Annotated in this window: 16 protein-coding genes; 10 read left to right on the top strand and 6 right to left on the bottom strand. The window is 67.0% G+C overall.

The genetic code is table 11. From position 1 onward, the window contains the following. Nucleotides 1-112: 112 nt before the first annotated feature. The 3 genes from IPM80_09680 (at nucleotide 113) to IPM80_09670 (ending at nucleotide 4,164) form a co-directional block, all read left to right on the top strand. Nucleotides 113-2,263: a hypothetical protein gene (locus IPM80_09680; protein ID MBK8958687.1), complete on the top strand. Its 2,151-nt coding sequence runs from the start codon at nucleotides 113-115 to the stop codon at nucleotides 2,261-2,263. A gap of 69 nt (nucleotides 2,264-2,332) precedes the next feature. Continuing rightward, nucleotides 2,333-2,827, top strand: a complete 495-nt coding sequence (locus IPM80_09675; GenBank protein MBK8958686.1) for a hypothetical protein — start codon at nucleotides 2,333-2,335, stop codon at nucleotides 2,825-2,827. Continuing rightward, nucleotides 2,827-4,164, top strand: a complete 1,338-nt coding sequence (locus IPM80_09670) for a GAF domain-containing protein (protein MBK8958685.1) — start codon at nucleotides 2,827-2,829, stop codon at nucleotides 4,162-4,164. Before IPM80_09675 ends, IPM80_09670 begins: the two co-directional genes overlap by 1 nt. A 375-nt stretch (nucleotides 4,165-4,539) precedes the next feature. On the opposite strand, the gene IPM80_09665 is transcribed toward IPM80_09670, so the two are convergent. Next, complete coding sequence (locus IPM80_09665) at nucleotides 4,540-5,853, bottom strand: diguanylate cyclase (GenBank protein MBK8958684.1); 1,314 nt, start codon at nucleotides 5,851-5,853, stop codon at nucleotides 4,540-4,542. A gap of 136 nt (nucleotides 5,854-5,989) precedes the next feature. Between IPM80_09665 and IPM80_09660 the strand changes: the two genes are divergently transcribed. Continuing rightward, nucleotides 5,990-7,561, top strand: a complete 1,572-nt coding sequence (locus IPM80_09660) for a glycosyltransferase family 39 protein (protein MBK8958683.1) — start codon at nucleotides 5,990-5,992, stop codon at nucleotides 7,559-7,561. Nucleotides 7,562-7,666: 105 nt separating this feature from the next. Here IPM80_09660 and IPM80_09655 read toward each other — a convergent pair whose 3' ends face one another. Genes IPM80_09655 through IPM80_09640 form a run of 4 tightly spaced genes read right to left on the bottom strand, consistent with a single transcriptional unit; the run spans nucleotide 7,667 to nucleotide 12,519 of the window. Further along, nucleotides 7,667-8,869: an ABC transporter permease gene (locus IPM80_09655; protein ID MBK8958682.1), complete on the bottom strand. Its 1,203-nt coding sequence runs from the start codon at nucleotides 8,867-8,869 to the stop codon at nucleotides 7,667-7,669. Continuing rightward, nucleotides 8,866-9,573 carry an ABC transporter ATP-binding protein gene (locus tag IPM80_09650; GenBank protein ID MBK8958681.1) on the bottom strand — a complete coding sequence of 236 codons (708 nt, stop codon included), beginning with the start codon at nucleotides 9,571-9,573 and terminating at the stop codon, nucleotides 8,866-8,868. The genes IPM80_09655 and IPM80_09650 overlap by 4 nt, the downstream gene beginning before the upstream one ends. Continuing rightward, nucleotides 9,570-10,850 carry an efflux RND transporter periplasmic adaptor subunit gene (locus tag IPM80_09645; protein MBK8958680.1) on the bottom strand — a complete coding sequence of 427 codons (1,281 nt, stop codon included), beginning with the start codon at nucleotides 10,848-10,850 and terminating at the stop codon, nucleotides 9,570-9,572. The genes IPM80_09650 and IPM80_09645 overlap by 4 nt, the downstream gene beginning before the upstream one ends. A gap of 46 nt (nucleotides 10,851-10,896) precedes the next feature. Next, a complete protein-coding gene (locus tag IPM80_09640; protein MBK8958679.1) occupies nucleotides 10,897-12,519 on the bottom strand; it encodes an OFA family MFS transporter in 1,623 nt (540 codons plus the stop codon). Between the two features lie 188 nt (nucleotides 12,520-12,707). On the opposite strand from IPM80_09640, the gene IPM80_09635 reads away from it, so the two are divergent. Beyond that, entirely contained in the window at nucleotides 12,708-13,505 is a 798-nt protein-coding gene (locus IPM80_09635; protein MBK8958678.1) for a MotA/TolQ/ExbB proton channel family protein, read from the top strand. A gap of 87 nt (nucleotides 13,506-13,592) precedes the next feature. Further along, nucleotides 13,593-14,366 (top strand): thioredoxin domain-containing protein, encoded by a 774-nt coding sequence (locus IPM80_09630; protein MBK8958677.1) that lies wholly within the window; start codon nucleotides 13,593-13,595, stop codon nucleotides 14,364-14,366. A gap of 133 nt (nucleotides 14,367-14,499) precedes the next feature. On the opposite strand, the gene IPM80_09625 is transcribed toward IPM80_09630, so the two are convergent. Continuing rightward, nucleotides 14,500-16,998: an MMPL family transporter gene (locus tag IPM80_09625; protein MBK8958676.1), complete on the bottom strand. Its 2,499-nt coding sequence runs from the start codon at nucleotides 16,996-16,998 to the stop codon at nucleotides 14,500-14,502. Nucleotides 16,999-17,310: 312 nt separating this feature from the next. Here IPM80_09625 and IPM80_09620 point away from each other — a divergent pair, with 312 nt between their 5' ends. Genes IPM80_09620 through IPM80_09605 form a run of 4 tightly spaced genes read left to right on the top strand, consistent with a single transcriptional unit; the run spans nucleotide 17,311 to nucleotide 21,772 of the window. Continuing rightward, nucleotides 17,311-18,207 carry a MotA/TolQ/ExbB proton channel family protein gene (locus IPM80_09620; protein MBK8958675.1) on the top strand — a complete coding sequence of 299 codons (897 nt, stop codon included), beginning with the start codon at nucleotides 17,311-17,313 and terminating at the stop codon, nucleotides 18,205-18,207. Then, the gene (locus IPM80_09615) at nucleotides 18,200-18,625 is read left to right on the top strand and encodes a biopolymer transporter ExbD (protein ID MBK8958674.1); all 426 of its coding nucleotides are present in this window, start codon (nucleotides 18,200-18,202) and stop codon (nucleotides 18,623-18,625) included. The genes IPM80_09620 and IPM80_09615 overlap by 8 nt, the downstream gene beginning before the upstream one ends. Nucleotides 18,626-18,631: 6 nt before the next feature. Beyond that, nucleotides 18,632-19,084, top strand: coding sequence for a biopolymer transporter ExbD (locus tag IPM80_09610; GenBank protein ID MBK8958673.1), 453 nt, complete (start codon nucleotides 18,632-18,634; stop codon nucleotides 19,082-19,084). A 42-nt stretch (nucleotides 19,085-19,126) separates the two neighbouring features. Beyond that, complete coding sequence (locus IPM80_09605; GenBank protein MBK8958672.1) at nucleotides 19,127-21,772, top strand: MMPL family transporter; 2,646 nt, start codon at nucleotides 19,127-19,129, stop codon at nucleotides 21,770-21,772. Nucleotides 21,773-21,774: the final 2 nt, after the last annotated feature.

Here is a 21,774-nt window from a genome sequence, read left to right as displayed (position 1 = left end):
GCTGCACACATTGCGACATCGAGCGATCACGGCGCTTGCCGCGCCGACGCGGCGGCTCGATCATGTCGTCTTCGATATCATTGTCCTATCCCCGGCATCGGAGTTCCACCGCATGGCAACGCGACGCGGCACCGCACGCGCGGAGCGACTCGACGGCAGCGCCGCCGCCGACACGCTGTTGGGTCTGGCCGGCAACGACAAGCTGTTCGGCCTGGCCGGTAACGACGTGCTGGACGGTGGCCTCGGCGCCGACCTCATGAGCGGCGGACGCGGTAACGACAGCTACCGGGTCGACCATGCCGGCGACCGCGTCGTCGAGAAACGCGGCGAGGGCACCGACACGGTGCGCGCCAGTGTCAGCCACACGCTCGCCGCCGAAGTCGAGAATCTCATCCTGCTCGGCAGCGCGGCCTTGTCCGCCACCGGCAATGCCGGTGCCAACCAGTTGACCGGCAACAGCGCACGCAACCTCTTGACGGGCGGCGCCGGCAACGATGTCTTGAATGGCGGCGGTGGCATCGACACGCTGCGCGGCGGCACGGGCAACGATACCTACATCGTCAATGTCGGCGCGGTGCGCATCACCGAGGCGGCAGGCGCCGGCATCGACCTGGTGAAGAGCTCGGTGAGCTACACCTTGCCGGCCAACGTCGAGAAGCTCATCGTCACCGGCAACCTGTTCGTGCATGCCATCGGCAACGCGCTCGACAACATCATGATCGGTTCGGCCGCCAGCAACGTGCTGGACGGTAAAGGTGGCGACGATGTCCTCGACGGCCGTGCCGGCAACGACACGCTGAAAGGCGGCGAGGGTAACGACATTTTCTACGTCGATGCCGACGGTGACAGCGTGATTGAAGGCGTCGATGAAGGCCACGACACCGTGCGCACCGCGCTCGACGGCTACGTGTTGCCGGCCAATGTCGAAGACCTCGAGTTGAGCGGCGCGCAGAACCTCGCCGCCACTGGCAACGAACTCGCCAATCACATCAGCGGCAATGCCGGCGCCAACCACCTCGCCGGCGGCGACGGTGGCGATACGCTGGATGGCGCCGCTGGCGCCGATCTCATGGAAGGCGGGCCCGGCAACGATGTCTATTTCGTCGACCATGCGGGCGATGTGATCGACGAGGCCGCCGCCGTGACCTTGCTCAGGTTCAACTTCCAGAACGTGGCCGGTGACACCTTCGCCAACCCCGGCACGGCGCTCAAGGTCGATGCCATCAGCGACGTGGGCGCGTGGACCACCCAGGATGCCGGCACCTTGCTGCCGGACGGCTTGAAAGGATTCGACCTCGAACCCAACCGTGGCCTCGCTCTCGGCGCGACGGGCTTCGATGATGGCGATCCGCTGAGCAGCGCCGACGACGGCAACGCCTTGCTGTTCTCGTTCACGGTCGCGGCGGGGCAGCGCATCGACATCACCGGTTTCAGCTTCGCCGAGCAGTCGTCCAACGGCGCGCGTGGCAACGGCCCCAGCCTCTGGCAGCTGCATATCAACGGCGAACTGGTCGCTTCCGGCAGTGCGACGCTCGGCAATCCGGGCGGACAGCACGCTGGCGCCATCGAACTCGATGCGCTGCTCGGGCTGACCGGCGCCGTGACGGTGTCGGTCTCTGCGAGCGGCACCGATGCCGCCAACGGAAGCTGGCGCATCGACGATTTCATCCTCACCGGCACGGTCGGCGGCGGCGGCATCGATGTCGTCAACAGCAGCGTCGACATCACCTTGAGCAGCGGCGTCGAGCAACTGGTGCTGACCGGCAGCGCGGCGCTGCGTGGCACCGGCAACGAATTTGCCAATGACATCACCGGCAACGGCGCCGCCAACCTGCTGGACGGCGCGGGCGGCGCCGATCGTGTCAACGGCGGCGCCGGCGACGACGTCATCGTCTACGACGCGCTCGATACGCTGCTCGACGGCGGCACCGGCACCGACACGCTGCGCGTCGATGGCAGCGGCGTGACGCTGGACCTCACCCTCGTCGACGATGCGCGGCTGCTCGATTTCGACCATCTCGACATCACCGGCAGCGGCGCCAACGCCTTGATACTCGCGCTCAGCGACGTGCTGGCCATCGGCGCCGACCACGCCACCTTGCGCATCAGCGGCGATGCCGGCGACAGCATCACGTCCAGCGGCCAGGGCTGGATGGCCAATGGCGACGGCGTGCAGACCATCGATGGCGAGCAGTACCAGTCCTACAGTGCCGCCAGCGTGCATCTGCTGGTGGATCTCGAGCTCAGCGCCAGCTTGAGTTGAAGCGGCGCGCGGCGCTGGCTACAGTCGCGTCATCTCGGCGATGGAACGCCCGTCATCGAGTGATGAGCCATGACCAAGCATTCCGTGGATGGCGCCGCCCTGCTGGCGCCCCATGCCGCGTTCGTGACCAGCGGGGTCGCCATCGACCTCGCGGCACGCGATGAGCAGCACCGCCCGCAGCTCGGCGTCGGCGTCGGCTGCCGCGTCGATCTCGCGCGCGGCGAAGTCACGGTGCTGACCCATGTCGACCATTCGCGTGCGCTGCTCGCGGCGCTGGCGCGCGTGCCGTCCATCGCGGTGGTGTTCGGGCGACCGAGCGATCACCGCTCGCTGCAGCTCAAGGGCCACGATGCACGCATCGAAGCGCTGGCGCCCGACGACGAGGCCTTGATGCTGGCCTATCGCGACGCCTTCGCCGCCGACATGATCAAGGGCGGCATGTCGCGGCATCTCGCCCATGGCTATCTCAACATCGACGTGCGCGCCAGCGTGGCACTGCGCTTCACGCCCTACTCAGCCTTCGACCAGACGCCGGGCCCGGTGGCCGGCACGCGCATCGGCTGATGGCGGGCCTCGCTCTCATCGATCTGCGCGCCTGCCTGGAAGGTGGCTTCCCGGCGCTGATCGCGACCTGCGCGGCGGACGGCACGCCCAATGTCAGCGCGCTGTCCGACGTGCGTTACATCGACGAGCGCCACATCGCGCTGTCCTTCCAGTTCTTCAACAAGACGCGCGCCAACATCCTCGCCAATCCGGTGGCGCGCCTGCAGCTGACCGATCCGCGCGACGGTGCACGCTACCTGCTCGGTATCCGTTACCTGCGTACCGAGACCAGCGGGCCGTTGTTCGCCGCCATGCGCGCCAAGCTCGCCGGCATCGCCTTTCACAGCGGCATGAGCAAGGTCTTCGTGTTGCGCGGCGCCGATGTCTACGTGGTCGACGACATCGAGCAGAGCTCCGGGCCGCGCGCGCCGCTGCGCGGTCCGAGTCGCTTGCTGGCGGGGCTGCGCGATTCGCTCACCAGGCTCGCCGCCACGCCGGACCTGCCGCGCTGGGTGGACGCCAGCATCGACGCATTGAGCCGCGGCCTGGGCTTCGCGCACTGCCTGTTGCTGCTGGCCGACGAGCCGCACGCGCGTCTGTACACGGTCGCCAGCCATGGCTATGGGCGGGTCGGCGTTGGTTCCGAAATCGCCTATGGCGAAGGCGTGATCGGCATCGCCGCCGAACAGCGCACCGCCATTCGCCTGACCCACATGGCGCAGGAATACCAGTACGGCGAGGCGGTGCGCGCCGCTTACCTAGCCCGCCATCCCGGCAGCGACATCGAATCGCGCATCGCGCTGCCGGGCCTGGATCGTTCCGGCAGCCAGTTGGCGCTGCCGGTCATCGCCGGAGAACGCCTGGTGGCGGTGCTGTACGTGGAAAGCGCCGAGGATGGCGACATCGATCACGACGACGAGGATGCCTTGACGCTGCTCGCCGAGGCCTGCGCGCGCGCTTTTGGCGCGTTCAGCGAGGGCGACGAGGCGGACGAGGCAGCGACGGTCGATACCAGCGCGCCGCTGGCCGGACCGGCCATGCTGGTCAGTCACGATGAAGATGATCACAGCGTGTTCGTCGACGACGAGTACCTGATCAAGGGTGTGGCGGGCGCCATTCTGTGGCGCATGCTGCGCGACTACGTCGAGCTCGGACGCGTGGAGTTCAACAACAAGGACCTGCGGCGCGATCGCGCGCTGGGCCTGCCGGACGTGGGGGACAACCTGGAAGCACGGCTGGTGCTGTTGCAACGGCGCCTGCGCGAACGGCTGCCGGAACTCGCGCTCGATAAAACCGGGCGCGGACGGTATCAATTGCGCGTGGCGCGGCCCTTGCGTCTGGCCACGCCACGCGGCTGAAGCCCCGGCACACGCCGGCTGGCCGTCAGACGATGGTCGGTGCAATCAGCTTGCCGCCGACCGACACCACCATGTAGACCCAGCCGACCAGCGTGATGATCACGCTGGCAATCAGCGCGCTGCGTTCGGAAATCTGCTTGCTACTGTTCATGCTCATGCTCCTCGTTGGTTCGTCGGGCGGACCGCGTCATGGGTTTGGCGGTCCGGCGTCCGCCGCTATGGCCTGACGCGAGGGGAAGCATAGGCAGGGTGTCGACTTCCGTTTCTTAAAACTTCCGGAAGAAAACCCTAAAAGAATCTTAAGCGCGGAATATTACCGGGCGGGTGGCGCGCGCCGGCGGCGCGAGTGTGCGCGCCGTCACAGGCGCCGTGCCTTCATACCACCACGTAACGGTTACGACCGGCGGCCTTGGCCTGGTACACGCCGGCGTCGGCGGCGCGCAGCATGTCATCGAAGCAGTCGCCGAGCTGGGTGGTGGCGCCGACGCTGACCGTGATCGGAATGCGTTGGCCATCGAAGTCGACTTGCAGGCCTTCCACCGCCTTGCGCACCCGCTCGCACACGATGTCGATGTCGGCAGCGTCCTTGAGAACGGTCAGGCACACGAACTCTTCGCCACCGTAGCGCGCCACGATGTCGCTCATGCGCAGCTCGCGGCACAGGCACGATGCGATGGCCTTGAGCACCACGTCGCCGGCGGTGTGACCGTAGGTGTCGTTGACGGACTTGAAGTGGTCGGCGTCGAGCAGCAGCGCGCCGAGCCGCACGTTGCCGCGTCGCGCGTTGCCGTACAGCGTGGCGGCCACTTCGAACAGGTAGCGGCGGTTGTAGACGCCGGTCAGGAAGTCGCGAATGGCCGAATCGCGGATCTGGCGCACGTAGCCCACCATGTTGGTGTTCTGCGTGACGCGGCAATAGAACTCCTCGACCACGAACGGCTTGGTCAGGAAATCATTACCGCCGAGCTTCAGAAGCTTGGCCGAGATGTCGTGCTTGTTGCTGTCCGACACGCCGATGATGGCCAGGTCCTCGCGCCGGTAACGCTGCCGCAGCGCGGCGATGAGCTCGTAACCGTCCATCACCGGCATGTTGATGTCGGTCAGCACCAGGGTCACATCGGGATGCTGGTCAATGACCGCCAAGGCCTCGCGGCCGTCGCCGGCTTCCAGGGTATGGAAGAAATATTTCTCGAGCAGGGACTTGATGTACAGGCGGAAGCTGCGCGAATCGTCGACCACCAGGATCTTGGTGGCGCGGTTCTCGCGCAGGCGGCCGATGAGATAAGCCACGTGTTCGATTTCGTGGCTGTTCTGCTTGACCACGTAATCGACGATGTTCTTGGCCATCATGCGTTCGCGCACGGCGGGCTCGGCGCTGCCGGTCAACACGATGACCGGCACGCCATGGGCGCGCACCGCGTCCACCACTTCGCCATCGGCGGCGTCGGGCAGGTTCAGATCGAGCGCGGCGCAGAAGAACCGTTCGGGGTTGCTGGCCAGCAAGGCCTCGGCGCCGGCCAGGCTGTCGGCGGTCTCGACCACGAAGCCGCCGATCTGGCGCAGGTAGCCGCACAGCAGTTCGCGTATGGCCTTGCTGTCCTCGACCACCAGCACCGCGTGGCCGGCGGGGCTCGGTGCCTGGGATTTCAAGCGCGACAGTTTGGACAAGGCAGGAGCAGCGGCCGACATCAGAGTCCTTCAATGGGGGCGCAAGTGGATGCTGGCCCCTGTATCGGCGATGGCATTGGCACGCTTGAACACGCCGCGCACAGGTCGTGTACGAGCGGCTACATTAGCCGCCATGGATGCGCGGGCACAGCGGCAAATGGACCAGGCGACGGCCGGCGCTGCGCGCTGGGCGCGGCGCGTGGTGCTGGCCCTGGCGCTGCTGAGCGTGCTGCTCGCGGCCTTCGCGGCGCGCGACGAATCGCTGACCTGGGACGAGCCGGTGTTCATCGTCGCCGGACTGTCCTACTGGCAGACCGGCGATCATCGCCTCAACAGCGAAGCGCCGCCGCTCGCGCAACAGCTGGTCGCGCTGCCGCTGCTCGCCATGGGCTTACCGCGCCCGCCCTACGATACGCCCGCCTTCAGTGCCGCCAACCAGGTCGGCTTCGCGGTCGATTACCTCGCCGGCCAGCGTGAGCATCTGGCCGATATCACGCGCCGCGCGCGCGCGCCGGTGTGGCTCGCGAGTGGCCTGGCCGTGTGGCTGGCCGGCCGTTGGGCGCTGGCGCTGTTCGGCCCGGCCGCGGCGCTGACGGCAGCCTGCGGCGTGGCGCTGTCGCCCACCCTCATGGCCCATGGTCGCCTCGCCACCACCGACACCCTGTGCAGCACCGCCATGCTGGCGGCGAGCTACATGCTGTGGTGCGCGCTCGCGAGCGGCCGTTGGCGCACCTGGCTGGCCTATGGCGCGCTGGTCGGCACGGCGGTGATGATGAAATTCACCGCGCTCCTGCTCGGCCCCCTGGCCCTTGTGCAGGTCGTCCATGCCGTGCTCGCCGAGCGGCGCGCCGTCGCACCCGTGCTGGCGCGCGCGGGCGCCGCGTTCGCCATGTTCGCGCTGGTGGTCGGCGCCTGTTACGCACGTCCCTTCGATCTGCGGCCGTTCCTGGATGGCCTCGGTCACCTCTATGTCAACACCAACAGCGACTACCACAGCTACCTGCTGGGCGCGGTGCTCGATCGCTCCGCCTGGTATTACTACCTCGCGACCTGGCTGGTGAAGACGCCGCCGGCGGCCCTGCTGTTGCTGGCGGCGGCCCTGGTGGGCGCGGCGCGTCATCCGCGCGGGCGTGAAGCGGCGCTGTTCGTGTTGCTGCCGGCGGTGGTGATGATGGGCGTGTCGTGCTTCGACACCATCAACGTCGGCATCCGTCGCATCCTGCCGGCGCTGCCGATGCTGGCGATATTCTCGAGCCTGGCGGCGAGTGCGTGCTTCGCGCGCCGTACGCGCCTCGCGGTGGCCGCGCTGCTGCTGTGGATGCTGGGCGAGACGCTGTATTACTTCCCGTACCAGCTCGCCTACATCACGCCGCTGGCGGGCGGCCCGTCGCGCGCGCCCTACGTGCTGGACGACAGCAACATCGACTGGGGCCAGGAACTGCCGCGGCTCGCGCGCTGGCAGGCGCGCCACGCGCCGGGTGAACCGCTCTACTTGAGCTACTTCGGCACCATTGCGCCGTCACTGTACGGCGTCGAGGCGACGCCCATGAGCGAGGCGCAGTACCGAGCACCGGCGCCCGGTCTGTATGCGCTCAGCACCCATCGCCTGGTGTGGCTGCGCAAGATTGAGCACTTTACCCACGCCGGCGTGGATTGGTTGACGCGCTATGAGCCCGTCGCGCGCATCGGTTATTCGATCTATGTGTACCGATTTCCGGACCCGCGCTGAGCGTGGGCCACAAACTGCGGCGAATTCGCTGTGGGCAATCGACCAGGGCATTGGCTTGCAGGACGCATTTGTCGCTCATCGAAACAAAACTTTCGGCGCCACTCCTTATTCGAAACGCAGCGCCTCTATCGGGTCGAGCCGCGCCGCCTTGCGCGCCGGGAAATAGCCGAACACCACGCCGACCGCCACCGCGAACAGGAACGCCAGCAGGATCATGCCGGGGTCGAGGATGAGCGGCACCGCCAGCATCTTCGACAAGCCCATGGACGCGGCGATGGCAATGAGAATGCCGGCCACGCCGCCGAAACCCGACAGCACCACGGCTTCGATCAGGAACTGCAACAACACGTCGCGTTCGAGCGCGCCGATGGCGAGACGGATGCCGATCTCGCGCGTGCGCTCGGTGACCGATACCAGCATGATGTTCATGATGCCGATGCCGCCGACCAGCAGGCTGACCGCCGCCACCGCGCCCAACAGACCGGTCAGCACCTGGGTGGTGCCGGCCAGGGTGCGCGCGATCTCCTGCAGGTCCATGACCGTGAAGTCATCGTCTTCATGGGGCGCGATGTGGCGCCGTTCGCGCAAAAGATCGGTGATGTCGCGCAGCGCCACCGCGGTCGGCACGCCGTCGCGCGCCGAGATCTGCATGGAAGTGACGTCCTGGTTGCCGGCCACGCGCCGCCAGTAGGTGCGCATCGGTGTCAGCACCATGTCGTCCTGGTCCATGCCGGTGGTGGTCTGGCCCTTGGTCTGCAACAGGCCGATGACGTCGCAGGACACCTTGCCGAAACGGATTTTCTCGCCGACCCCCTGGCGCGCGCCGAACAGGTTCTTGCGCACCGTTTCACCGAGCACGCACACCGCCGCGCCGCCGCGCAGCTCGCCGCTGGTGAATTGGCGGCCGGCGGCCAGCGTCCAGTTGCCGACCTCGAAATAACGGTTGTCGACGCCGTAGATGCTGGAGAGCCAGCTGTTGTTGCCGGCCACCACCGCCAGCGCGCGCGAGGCGGTCGGCGCGACGGTGGTGACGCTGTTCACTTCGCGTGCCACCGCCTCGGCATCGGCCAGTTTGAAATTCGGCGCCTCGGTGCGTTGCATGCCGACGCGCTGACCGGGGCGCACGATCAACAGGTTCGCGCCGAGCTGCGAGATGTCCTGGGTGACGCGCGCGGTGGCGCCCTTGCCAATGGTGACCATGGTGATGACCGCCGCCACGCCGATGACGATGCCGAGCACCGTCAGCGACGAGCGCAGGAGATTGCGCCGGATGGCGCGCACCGCGAGGATGAAGGCGTTCCAGATCATGGCGGCGGCGCGTCCTCGATGAGGCCATCGCGAAAATGGATGGTGTGGCGCGCGTAGTCGGCCATGTCCGGCTCGTGGGTGACCATCACGATGGTGAGTCCCTGCTCGCGATTGAGCGTGGCCAGCAACTGCATCAGCTCATGGCTGCGCGCAGTGTCGAGGTTGCCGGTCGGTTCGTCGGCGAACAGCACGCGCGGCTCGGCGGCGATGGCGCGCGCGATCGCGACGCGCTGCTGTTGACCGCCGGACAGCTCGTTGGGCGCATGATGGGCGCGATCGGCGAGCCCCACGGCGGCCAGCGCCGCGAGCGCGCGTTGACGTCGTGGCTGCGCGCGCAGGCCGCGATAGATGAGCGGCAGCTCCACGTTCTCCAGCGCCGAGGTGCGCGCCAGCAGGTTGAAGCCCTGGAACACGAAGCCGATGCTGCTGCGACGCACGAGCGCGCGTTCGTCCTGGTCGAGCACGCCGACGTTGATGCCCTGGAAGAAATGACTGCCGCTGCTCGGCTTGTCGAGGCAGCCGAGGATGTTCATGCAGGTCGACTTGCCGGAGCCGCTCGGGCCCATCATGGCCAGGAAGTCGCCGGCCGCGATCGCGAGATCCACGCCGCGCAATGCCGCGACCCGCGCTTCGCCATCGCCATACACGCGGCTCACCGCGCGCAACTCGACCAGCGGCGCGGCCGACGCCGAGGCCTCGCTCATCGCGCTGCCTGGCGATAGTCGACGGCGACCTTCATGCCGGCCGCGAGGTCGCCGCCGGTGACGGCGGTGAATTTCTCGTCGGTATCGCCGATGGTGACGTTCACCGCGCGCGGCGTGTCGCCATCGAGCACCCACACGCGGCGTTCGCGGCCGCTCGGTGGCGCGGAGCGCATCGAGGCCTGGCGTGACGGGAAACGCATCATGAGCTTGCCGAGGATGCCGCCTTCGTTGCCGCGGCGAGGCGCCGCCGGCGGCACGAAACGCAGCGCCGCGTTCGGCACCAGCAGCGCGTCCTTCACTTCACGCACCACGATTTCCGCGGTGGCGGTCATGCCGGGGCGCAGCGCGAGGTCGCCGTTGTCGACGCGCAGCACCGTGGTGTAGGTCACCACGCCGTCCTTGGTCTCGGGTGCGTAGCGCACCTGGGTGACGGTGGCGGGGAAGGCGCGTGACGCGTAGGCATCGACGCCGAAGCTCGCGCGCTGACCGGCCGCGACCACGCCGACGTCGGCTTCATCGACCGCCACCTGCAATTCCATCTGCGTGAGATTCTCGGCAAGCGTGAACAACAGCGGCGTCTGCATCACCGCCGCCACGGTCTGGCCGGGTTCGATGAGGCGCTTCAACACGATGCCGTCGATGGGCGAATGGATGACGGCCTTGGCGAGTTCGGTTTCCTTTTCGTCGAGGATGGCCTTGGCCACCGCGACTTCGGCCTTGGCGCTGCCGACCGCGGCCTGGGCGCGCGACAGCGCCGCGCGCGAGGCATCGAGTTCGTCGGCCGAACACATCTGCTTCTCGGCGAGCTTGGCGCAGCGGCCGTTCTTGAGACCGGTCTCGACCACCGTGGCCTCGGCTTCGCGCAGGCGCGCCTCGGCGGAGGCCAGCGAGCCGCGCGCCTGCACGGCGGTCGCTTCGAGACGCTGGGTATCGAGTCGCGCCAGCACCTGGCCGCGTTTGACGGTGTCGTTGAAGTCGACCAACACCTCTTCGACCATGCCCGACAGCTCGCTGCCGACATCGACCTGGGTGAGCGGCTGCAAGGTGCCGGTGGCGGTGACCTTGACGGTGAGAGCGCCGATCCGCGCCTCGGCGCCGACGTACTCGATGGTCGGCGCATCGCTGCGCGCGGCCTCGCGCTGGGCCCATTGCATGCCGCCGGCCAGCAGCGCGACGGCGCCCAACAGCCACCACAGGCGGGCGCGGCGACGCGCGCGGCGGGCGGCGCCGAGTACCGCTTCGAGATCGGCGCCGGGCGCGGGAGACGATGCATTCATGGGCTGTGCTTACGTGGGCCGAACAGGATTGGATGAGTGGGCGTCATCAACGAAACAGGGCGAGCGCCTTGACCAGCGTATTCCAGATGCCCCAGGCCAGGGGCAGGCCGACCACCAGCCACAGGCCTGCCACCGCCAGCGTCGAACTGCTTGCGGCCTGCGTTGCGCCGTGGCTCACCTGTGCGGCCTGCACGTCGTGGGCGAGCTGGCGCTCGGCCGCGAGTTCGGCATCGCTCATGAACCAGTGCGCGGCGAGCGGACGCACCATGAGATTGCACAGGAAGCCGCCCGCCAGCAGCGCGGCCAGCACGTACATGGTGGTGTCGTAGGCGGCGCTCTTGGCGACGCCGGCCTTGATCTGCGCGTCGTTGATGTAATTGACCAGCACCGGTCCGAGGATGCCGGCCACCGACCACGCGGTCAGCAGGCGGCCGTGAATGGCGCCCACCATCTGCGTGCCGAACAGGTCGGCGAGATACGCCGGTATGGTCGCGAAGCCGCCGCCGTACATGGTGAGGATGACGCAGAACAAGGCCACGAACAGCGCCACGCTGCCGGAGGCGCCGGCATGGGGCGCGGCGGCGTAGAGGGCCATGCCGAGCACGAAGAACACGAAGTAGGTCATCTTGCGGCCGATGTAGTCGGAGCACGATGCCCAGCCGATGCGGCCGGCGATGTTGAACAGCGACAGCAGGCCGGTGAAGCCGGCGGCGATGGCCGCAATCTGCCCGAGCTGCGCGGCGTTCAGCTGATCGAATTTCACATCGAGGCCTATCAGGCGGCCGCCGAAGATCTCCTGCAGCATCGGCGACGCCATGCCGATCACGCCGATGCCGGCCGACACGTTGAGGCACAGCACGCCCCACAACAGCCAGAACTGCGGGGTGCGCCAGGCGCGGTTCACGTGAACGTGACGCTGGGTGATCATGCTGTCGCCGACGGCCTGCGGCGGCGGCGTCCAGCCCGCCGGCTGCCAGCCGGTGGGCGGCACGCGGTAGGCGAAGGCGCCGGTGGTCATGAACGCGAAGTAGATGACGGCCAGGGTCACGAAGGTCTGCCACACGCCGACCGAGGTCGGCGTGGCGTAATGCTTCATGAGGATATCGGCGAGCGGCGAACCGATCATGGCGCCGCCGCCGAAGCCCATGATGGCCATGCCGGTGGCCATGCCGCGCCGATCGGGAAACCATTTGATCAGGGTCGAGACCGGTGAGATGTAGCCGAGGCCGAGACCGATGCCGCCGATGAAGCCCGAGCCCAGCCACATCATCCACAGCTGGTGCAGGTACACGCCCGCCGCCGAGATCATGAGGCCGCCACACCAGCACAGCGCCGCCACGAAGCCGGCCTTGCGTGGGCCGACGTGTTCCAGCCAGCCGCCCCACAGCGCGGCGCTCGAGCCCAGGAACACGAAGAACAGGGTGAACATCCAGCCGAGCAGGGGTTTGTCCCAGTCGCAGGTGGTGGTGGTGAGCTTGGCCAGCACGCCCATGTCCGGCGGGCAGGTGATGGGCGCACTGATGCCGACGGCATGCATGAGCGGCAACCAGAACACCGAGAAGCCGTAGGCCATGCCTATGCACAGGTGAATGCACAGCGCGGCGAGCGGCACCAGCCAGCGGTTGAAACCGGGCCGGGCGATGGTGCGTTCCTTGGCCAGCAATGACATCACGACAACTCCCCGACGAGGGCGCACGCGATGGCGCGCGCAGTGGCTTGGTGGCGCGATTCTACGCGCAAAAGCGCAGCGCTCTATGCGCCATGCCCGGCGTGCCGACGTGCAAATTGATCGGGCGCAGGACGCGCCCGGGGCGCGGGCTGGCAGCGGCGCGCAATTCTGCGACAATCCGGCCCACCATGAAAAAGCCCTTCCCGTTTGACTTCTTCTACGCGCTGACGACCCTGCTGCTGAGCTTCACCATGGTGCACATCGCGTACACCCTGGTCATACGTCCGAATGCCGATGCGCAGCTCGCCTACCAGCGCGAGGTGTGGGCCAAGGATCCGATGGTGCACATACCGCGTTCGATCTGGGTCATCCTGCATGACCCCGAACCGGAAACCTGCTGGGTGCTGGCGATATGGGCCGGCTTCATTCTCGGTTACCGCGAATATCGCGTGCTGCGCGAACGCAAGCTCCTGCAACAGGATCTGCTGGGCCTGAAGGAAGGCGAAGTGATCTTTCCCGATTCGGTGCGCGAGTTCTCACGCCAGATCGAAAACCTGCCGGCGCCGGTGCGCGGCCGTCTGCTGCCGCGCACGCTGCGCATGTGCATGACGCGCTTCGGCGCGACCGGCAGCGTGCAACATGCCGCCGAGGCGGCGCGCGATGAATGTGAACTGGAAGCATCACGGCTGGACGCCGAACTGTCGATGATCCGCTTCGCGGTGTGGGCGATTCCGGCGGTCGGCTTCGTCGGCACCGTGCGCGGCATCGGCGCGGCGCTGCAGGAAGCGCAACGCGCGGCGGCCGGCGACGTGACCGGCGTGACGCAAGGCCTCGGCATCACCTTCAATGCGACGCTGGTGGCGCTGACGCTGGCCATCACCATCATGTTCTTCCTGCACCAGATTCAATTGTCCCAGGACCGCCTGGTGCTGGACGCCAAGGCTTACGTCGACAACTACCTCATCCGCCACCTGCGCGAACGCTGAGCCGGCGCGCGCCGAATGTGGTGACTGTCATGGTGCCGGCGCCGGAATGATGTAGGCTGTCGCCTCCGTTATTGCAGGAGCAGCCTGGTGGCCAAGCGCTTTTCTTCTCATCTTCATGCCATGCGCGCCGTGATGGCGCTTGCCCTCACGTTTCTTGCCCTGGGCGCGGTCAGCGCCGACGAAGCCGCCGACAAGCTGCTCGAAGAGAAGATCCTCAAGGTCATACGCGAGCACCCCAAGGAAATCATGCAGGCGGTGGTCGGCTACCAGCGCGCCCAGGCCGAGCAGCGCATGCGCAGCGCCGAGACCAAGCTCAAGGAGCAGGTGGCGCAGCTGAAGAGCGAGGAACTGTTGGGCGATTCACCCGCGCGCGGCAAGGCCGGCAGCAAGCTGGTGCTGGTCGAATTCTCCGACTTCCAATGTCCCTACTGCGGCAAGGCCTTCGAAACGGTACAGCAGTTCATGGCCGCCCATGAGCACGACGTGCTGTTGGTCTACAAGCATCTGCCGCTCGCCGAGATGCATCCCGACGCGACCAGCGCCGCGCTGGCCGCCTGGGCCGCGCAGCAGCAGGGCAAGTTCTGGGAATTCCACAACGCCATGTTCAAGGGCCAGGATCATCTCGGCGAGGCGCTGTACACCGACACCGCCAAGAGTCTCGGCCTCGATCTCGAGCGCTTCAACAAGGACCGCGCCAGCGATGCCGCCACGGCCGCCCTCAAGCGCGACCTCGACCTGGCGCGGAAGCTCGACATCCAGGCCACGCCGCAGTTCCTGCTCAACAGCCACCCAATCACCGGCGCCGCGCCGCTGGAGGAATTCGAGAAGGCGCTGGGCGAGGCGCGCACGGAGGTGAAGTAATCGCGGATCGCCCTGTGGGTGCGCCGCATTGATTCGCAAGTCAGTGAAGCCTGACCCACAAAGGCGCGGCGTGGGTCAGGCTTCAGCCTGCATGCCAATGAATTCGCACCTACAGGAATGACTCTCCGACCCTTCAATCCTCGTCGTCATCCATCCTGAACGGCTGCCACCACAGCACCAGTTGCGGCATCAAGGTCAAGGCTGCCAGCAGCGCCACGCTCATCGCCACCGCCGTCAACAGGCCGAACAGGATGGTGGGGATGAAGTTCGACAGCATCAATATCGAAAAGCCCACCACCACCGTCACGGTGGTATAGAAGCCGGCCTTGGCCACGTTGTTGTGGCAGTAGTGCATGGTCGCGAGCGGATCGCGCAGACGCCGGTATTCGAGCTTGTAGCTGTACAGGTAATGGATGCAGTCCTCGACCGCGATACCGATGGTGATCGAGGCGATGGTGATGGTCATGATGTCGAGCGGGATCTTCGCCCAGCCCATGAAGCCCAGGATCGTGACCGCGCCCAGCAGGTTGGGCAGGATGCCGATGATGGCCGCCTTCAGCGAACGGAACATCACCAGCAGCGGCACCATGATGCAGGCCATGGCCGAGCCGAACGTCAGGATCTGGGATTTGTACAGGCTCTGCAGCACGTTGTTGTAGAGCACCAGCAGGCCCGAGATCTCGTATTCGTCGCTCTTGAGCTTGAGCCGCTCACGCAGGCCGCTGTCGATACGTGCCAGCAGTTCCTTGCGCTGCAGGCCCGGCAAGGTGTCGATGATGCGCGCCGACAGGCGCATCTCGTTGTCGTAGACCGACACGAAGGGCGTGAACAAGTTGGCCTTGGCGGCGTCGGGCATCTGGCGGTAGATGGTCTCGATGCCGTCGGCGCCGAGCGGCTTGCCATCGTTCATGGCCTCGGCCACGCGCAGGGTCGAATCGAGCGACAGCACCTTGCCGATCTCCGGCTGCTTCTCGAGCCAGGCGTGCACCGCCTTCAGGCGCGCAATCTTCGCATCGCTGAACCATGACGACGGCGCCTGTTCGGCCTTGGCGACGTCGTCGAACATCGCCGCCAGATCGCCGGTGCCCTTGTGGGTGGCGTCGACGCTGCCCTCGTCCGGCGGAAATTTGAGCACGATATCCAGCGGCGTGGTGCCACCGAGCTGCTGATCGATGAGCGACAGGCCCTGGTGAATCTCGGTGTCCTTGTGGAAATAGGATACGAAGCTGTTCTCGACTTCGAGCCGGCGTGTGCCGAGCGTCGCCACCACCGCCACCAGCAGCGAGACCACCAGGATGGCCTTGCCATGACGCTCGGTGAGATGCGCCAACCACTCGGTGAAGGCATAGCCCTGGGACTCCGGTCGCGTGAGCGCGCGGCGCCGGGTCATCACCAGCAGCGCCGGGAACAGCATGAAGGTGCTGGCGAAAGCCACCAACAGACCTATCGACATCATCCAGCCGAAATCGATGACGGGCTTGATGTCGCACAGCACGAAGGAGCCGAAGCCGATGATGTTGGTCAGCACCGTGTAGAACGACGGCCGTGCCATTTCCATGGCGGTGCGCCTGACCAACTCCTGCTGGCTCATGTCCGGATGATCGCGCAGCAGTTCGCGATAGCGCACCACCAGGTGGATGTTCATCGACATGGTGAGGATCAGCATCAGCGACACGAAGTTGGTCGAGATGATGGTGACCTTCCAGCCGACCAGGCCGAGCAGGCCGAACATCGCGGTGCTGGCGTACAGGCAGCTCGCGAACGGCAGCGCCACCCAGCGCACTTCGCGGAAGATGATGCCCATCATCACCACCAGGAACAGCAGCACGGCGCCGCCGAAAGTCGCCATGTCGCTGTGGATGAAGGTCATCATGTCGTCGATGATCATCGGCATGCCGCCGAGGTAGAGCGTGGCTTGGCCGCTGTGCTTGGCAAGGATGGCGCGGATCTCGGCGATGGCAGCGCGCGTGGTCGCTTCGTATTCCTCCTTGGCCTGTTCGTAATCGGGGCGCAGGCGCGCCAGCTCCTGCTCTTGCGCGGCGCTGAGACCGCCGTGGATGCGCTTGTACAAGAGCTCGTCGCGCAGGTTCGACAGCCGCGGCAGGCGCGGATGATCCTTCAAGAAGATCTGCATGGCGCCGACCTTGCCGTCGGCGCTCGCCACCAGGTTGCGATACAGCGGACTGGTGGTGAGTTCCTGGCGCGCGACTTCGAGCTTCACTTCATGGGAGCGCAGGGTTTCGAAGTTCATGCCGAGGTCGGCCATGCGGCCGGTGACGGTCGACAACAGCGGCACGTCGAGCACGGTGATGATGTCCTTGACGGCTGCGACCTGGGTCAGCTCGTCGCGCACATCGCTGATCATGCCGAGCGTGGCGGGCGTGAACACATCGCCGTCTTTCGGCACCACGGCGACGAACAGGAAATCGCGCGTCTGGTAGCGCATCGCCAGCTGGCGAAAACTGCGCAGGTCCTTGTCGCTTTCCAGCAGCAGGGCGTCGGTCGAAGCATCGAGCTTGAAGTTGCGCAGGCCCGGCAACAGCGCCGCCATCACGAAACCGAGCAGGGCGAGCGCCAGCCACGGATGGCGCAGCACGACGCGTTCATACAGAGCGGCGATGCGATGAGACATGGGGGCAGCCTGTTGCGGGAGAACGTCCGATGTGGGGCTAGTGTAATGCCCGTCCCACGCGGCCGGCACGCGCCTGGCGCGGCGTTCGTGGTTGCCCTGCAGCATTGTTAAAGGGGGTTTCGGGCAATTCCCCTTTCTGGGAAGCTCGTCCTATAATCGGCCACCGCGTTGGCCGCCCGGCCAACTCATAAGAACAGGCGCCGCCTCTCGAAATAACGGGCCGAGCGCGCATTAAAAGGGATAGCTATGCGATGGGGAGCTGATGGGGTGATGCCCCGGCGATCGAGGGCAGCCCAGGGTGCGGCTGCGTTTATGTTCTTCCTCGCACTCTTGACCAGTCCTGGCGTCTTCGCCCAGGCCGCGCCGGAGGCCGTCAAGCAAGCCGCCAGCGAGGCCGCCGACGCGGCGGCCGATGCCGCCGCCACCGTCGCCGAGCAAGCCGCCAGCGCCGCCGATGCGGTGGTGGAGAAGGCCGCCGAGGTCAATGCCGCCGCCGACCAGGCCGCCGGCGAACGCGAGGGCAACAAGCTCGACATGGGCGTCTCCATGGATCCCCTGTCGTGGTGGACCGGCGTGAAGCGCCTCATCGAACTCGGCGGCAAGCTCGTCATCGTGCAGCTGACGGTGTCGGTGTTCGGTCTCGCCATCGTGATGTTCAAGGTGCTGCAATTCCTGGGCGTGCGCGACGGCCAGTTGCGCGCGCTGCACAAGGCCATCGACACCTGGGAGGGCGGCGACGTCAAGAAAGGCCAGGAGATGATCAAGCGTAACAGCCTCGGCTTTGCCGCCGATGTCGAATACGCCTTGAAGCGCCTGCGTCCGGACAACGTCGAACTGGTGCGCGAAGAGCTCTATCGCCGCGCGCGGGTGTTCCTCGCGCCCTTGCATGCGCACCTGCCGACCATCGAAATCATCTACTACATCGCGCCGCTGCTCGGCCTGCTCGGTACCGTGACCGGTATCATCGCCTCGTTCCAGGCGCTGGAAGCGAGCGGCGCGGCCAACGACGCCGCCAAGCTCGCCGGCGGTATCTGGGAAGCCCTGCTGTGCACCGGCGTCGGCCTGTCGATGGCCATTCCGTTCGCGGTGCTGCATTCGCTGTTGGAAACGCGCCTGAATCACATCGTGGCCGGGGTCGAGGACGTCATCGCGCGGGTCTTCACCACCGAACTCGACATCGGTCAGGCCGACTCAAGCCCACGTGCGTGAACTGCGTCTTCAGCGTCCGCGGCGCGCGCGCCGCATCACGCTCGTGGCGCTGGTCGACCTCGTCATCATCCTGTTGATCTTTTTCATGCTCAGGACCAACTTCCTGCAGCCGCGCGCACTGGGGGTCGGCACCTCGACCCAGAGCCAGTCCGATCAGCCGCCGCCAGTGCCACCCATGCAGGTGGAGCTGCATCGCGACGGCAGCATGTGGCTGGCGGGCCGCCAGCTCGACGACAAGGAGCTGTTCGCGGCCGCCGCGCAGCGCCAACGCGGTGACAAGGACATGGCGGTGGTGGCGGTCGACGATGGCGTCAAGCTGCAGCGCGCGGTGAATGTCATCGACATTCTGAAGAGCACCGGCATCGCGGCGGTCGATTTGCGGCGCGCGCGTTCCTTCGACGCGCCCGAGACTCAGTGAGCGGCGATGATCATCGAACCACCCAATCCCAAGGCCGACCGGCGCTACCTCGGACCGCACGGCAAGCACGGCAACCTCGCCGAACGCGACGCCAACGTCATTCCGCTGATCGACGTGGTGTTCATCCTCATCCTCTATTTCCTGCTGGCCGGCAGCCTCGATCAGGAACTGGTGGAGGCGCTGTTGCCGCCGCAATCGAAGAGCCTGACCCAGGCGCCGCAGAAGGTGCCGTTCGTGACCGTCGACAAGGATGGCAAGGTCACCTATCAGAAGGCCCAGCTCGACGACGCGGCGCTGGTCAAGGCCCTGAACGCCGATGGCCATCCGCCGCCCAAGATAGCCCTGCAGGCGGAAGAACAGGCCGATGCCGGGCGCGTGGCGGACGTCATCGCGCTCATCGGTCGCGCCGGCATCGGCGATCTGTCGTTGATTACCCGGCCGGCCGCCATTCATCGCTGATAGACTCGCCGTCCTGCTGGCCGCGACGCGGCCAAGATTGTCATGAACATGCATTGGAAGACCCTGCCGCGAGACGCGGCCAGCGCCATCGTCACGGCGAGCGTGCGTCACCCCTTCGCGGTTGTGCTGCTCAGCCTCGCGCTGACGCTGGCGGCGGGCTGGTATACGGTCGGCCACGTCGCCATCGATACCGATACCGGCAACATGCTCGATCCCGAGCTGCCGCACATGAAAGCCAGCAACGCGCTGGACGCCGCCTTTCCCCATCTGCCCGGCGACGTGGTGGTGTACACCGAGTCGGCGCACGCCGGCGAAGCGGAGGATGCCGCCGATGCGCTCGGCGCGCGCCTCGCCGAACGCAAGGACATCGCGCGCGCCCTGTCGCAGCCGGGCGGCGGTGAGTTCTTCGCGCGCAACGGCTTGCTCTACCTCGAAACCGACGCGCTGTGGGACCTGTCCGACCGCCTGACCAGCGCCGAGCCGCTGCTCGGCGCGTTGGCCAACGACGCGAGCCTGGGCGGTCTGCTCGATGCCTTGGGCCTGGGGCTCGAAGGCGAACTCGACGACAGCCAGCGCGCCCAGCTGGCGGGCATGTTCGACAAGCTTGGCGTTGCCTTGCAGGCCCATGCCGAGGGCCGCGCCGAGCCCGTGCACTGGCGTGACGAACTGTTCGCGGGGCTGGGCGAGGGCGGGCCGCATCGCGCCTTCGTGCTCATCGACCCTGCGCAAAGCGACGACAGCTTTCGACCGACGGAAGACGCCATCGAGCGGCTGCACGCGCTGCTCGCCGACATGCGCGCGCAGTATCCAGGCGTGAAATTCTTCGTGACCGGCAGCGAAGCGATGGACGGCGAGGAACTGGTGACGGTCGCCGACGATGCGACGCTCACCACCAGCTTGTCGTTCGTGGCGGTGGCGCTGGTGCTGGTGTGGGGCTTGAACGCCGCCGGCCTGGTGGTCGCGGTGCTGCTGACCCTGGCCTGCGGTCTCGCCTGGACCTCGGCGTTCGCGGTCGCCTGCGTCGGCAGTCTCAATCTCATCTCGGTGTGTTTCGCGGTGCTGTTCATCGGCATGGGCGTCGATTTCGGCATCCAGTACGCGATGCGCTACCGCGAAGAACTGGCGCTGCACAGCGAGCGCGGCGCGGCGCTGACGGAGGCCGCGCGCGGCGCCGGCGGCGCGCTGGTGCTGGCGGCGGTCGGCGCCGCCATCTGCTTCTTTGCCTTCGTGCCGACCAGTTACCTCGGGCTCGCGCAGCTCGGCGTCATCGCCGGCTTCAGCATGGGCGTGGCCCTGATTGCCAATCTCACGGTGTTGCCGGCCTTGCTGGCGCTGTTGCCGGCGCCGCGCGCCCTGGCGCGCCGTGCCAGCCCCGCGGCGCGCACTCGGCACGGCGCGCTGGCGCGCTTCGTGGCGCGCGCTCGCACGCCGATCATGGTCAGCGCGCTGCTGGCGGTGGTGGCCGGCGTGGTGTTGTTGCCGCGTGTCGAGTTCGATCTCAACCCGCTCAATCTCAAGGACCCGCACAGCCCCGCGGTCGAAGCCTGGCGGCGCCTCGCCAGCCAGGCCGACAGCTCGCCTTATACCGCCGACGTGCTCGCCGATTCGCTGGACGACGCGGTCAAGCGCGCCGCGCGCTTGCGCGAGTTGAAGGAAGTCGACAAGGCCATCACCCTCGCTGACTACCTGCCAACCGACCAGGACGAGAAACTCGAGATCATCGACGGCATGCGCGCGGCATCGGGCGCACTGCTGGCCACCTCATCGCAAAACGGCGCGCCCGACGTCGCCGCCGAAGCGGCAGCCGTCGAGCGCCTGTTGAAGCGCATCGATGCAGCGGGCCCCAGGCTCGGCGACGGCGCGCTGCGCGCCAGCGCGACGCGTCTCAAGCAGGGCCTGGAACGCCTGCGTGCGGGTGAGGGCTGGCCGACGAGCAGCGTGCCGGCCGTGCGCGCGCTGTTGCTCGGCGACCTGCCGCAGGCCATCGCGCGCCTGCGCAGCCTGCTCGACGCGGGGCCGGTGTCGATGAAGGACATTCCGGCCGATCTCGCGCAGCGTTACCTGGCCGCCGACGGCCGCGCGCGCGTCGAGATCTATCCGAGCGAGAATCTCAACGACAACGCCGCCATGCGCCGCTTTGCACGCGCCGTCACCGCGCTCGAACCCCAGGCCACCGGCGCGCCGGTGGAACTGGTGGCCGGCAGCCATGCCGTGATCCAGGCCTGCGTCGAAGCCTCGGTGCTGGCGCTGGTGTTGACCATCATCATGCATGTGTTCGTGTTGAGCGGCGTGCTCGACGCCGTGCTGGTGGCGGCGCCGCTGGTGCTCGCCATGTTGCTGACCGTCATCACCTCGGTGCTGTGCGATGTGCCACTCAACTTCGCCAACATCATCGCGCTGCCGCTATTGATCGGATTGAACAATGCTTACGGAGCCTACCTCGTGATTCGACGCGGCCATGCCGATGACATTCATCATTTGCTCGATACCAGCACGCCGCGCGCGGTGCTGTTCAGCGGGCTGACCGCGGTGGCGTCTTTCGGCACGCTGGCGGCGTCCAAGCATCCCGGCATGGCCGGCATGGGCGTGTTGATTGCGCTGTCGCTGGGCTATGCCCTGCTGTGCGCGCTGGTGGTGTTGCCGGCGCTGATGGCGGCGCTGGAAGGCCGTCGCCAGACGGCGCCCTGAAG

The organism is Pseudomonadota bacterium (genome assembly GCA_016719885.1).
Taxonomy (GTDB): Bacteria; Pseudomonadota; Gammaproteobacteria.
The sequence above is the reverse complement of the archived record's forward strand: the minus strand, read 5'-3'. Positions and strand labels throughout refer to the sequence as shown.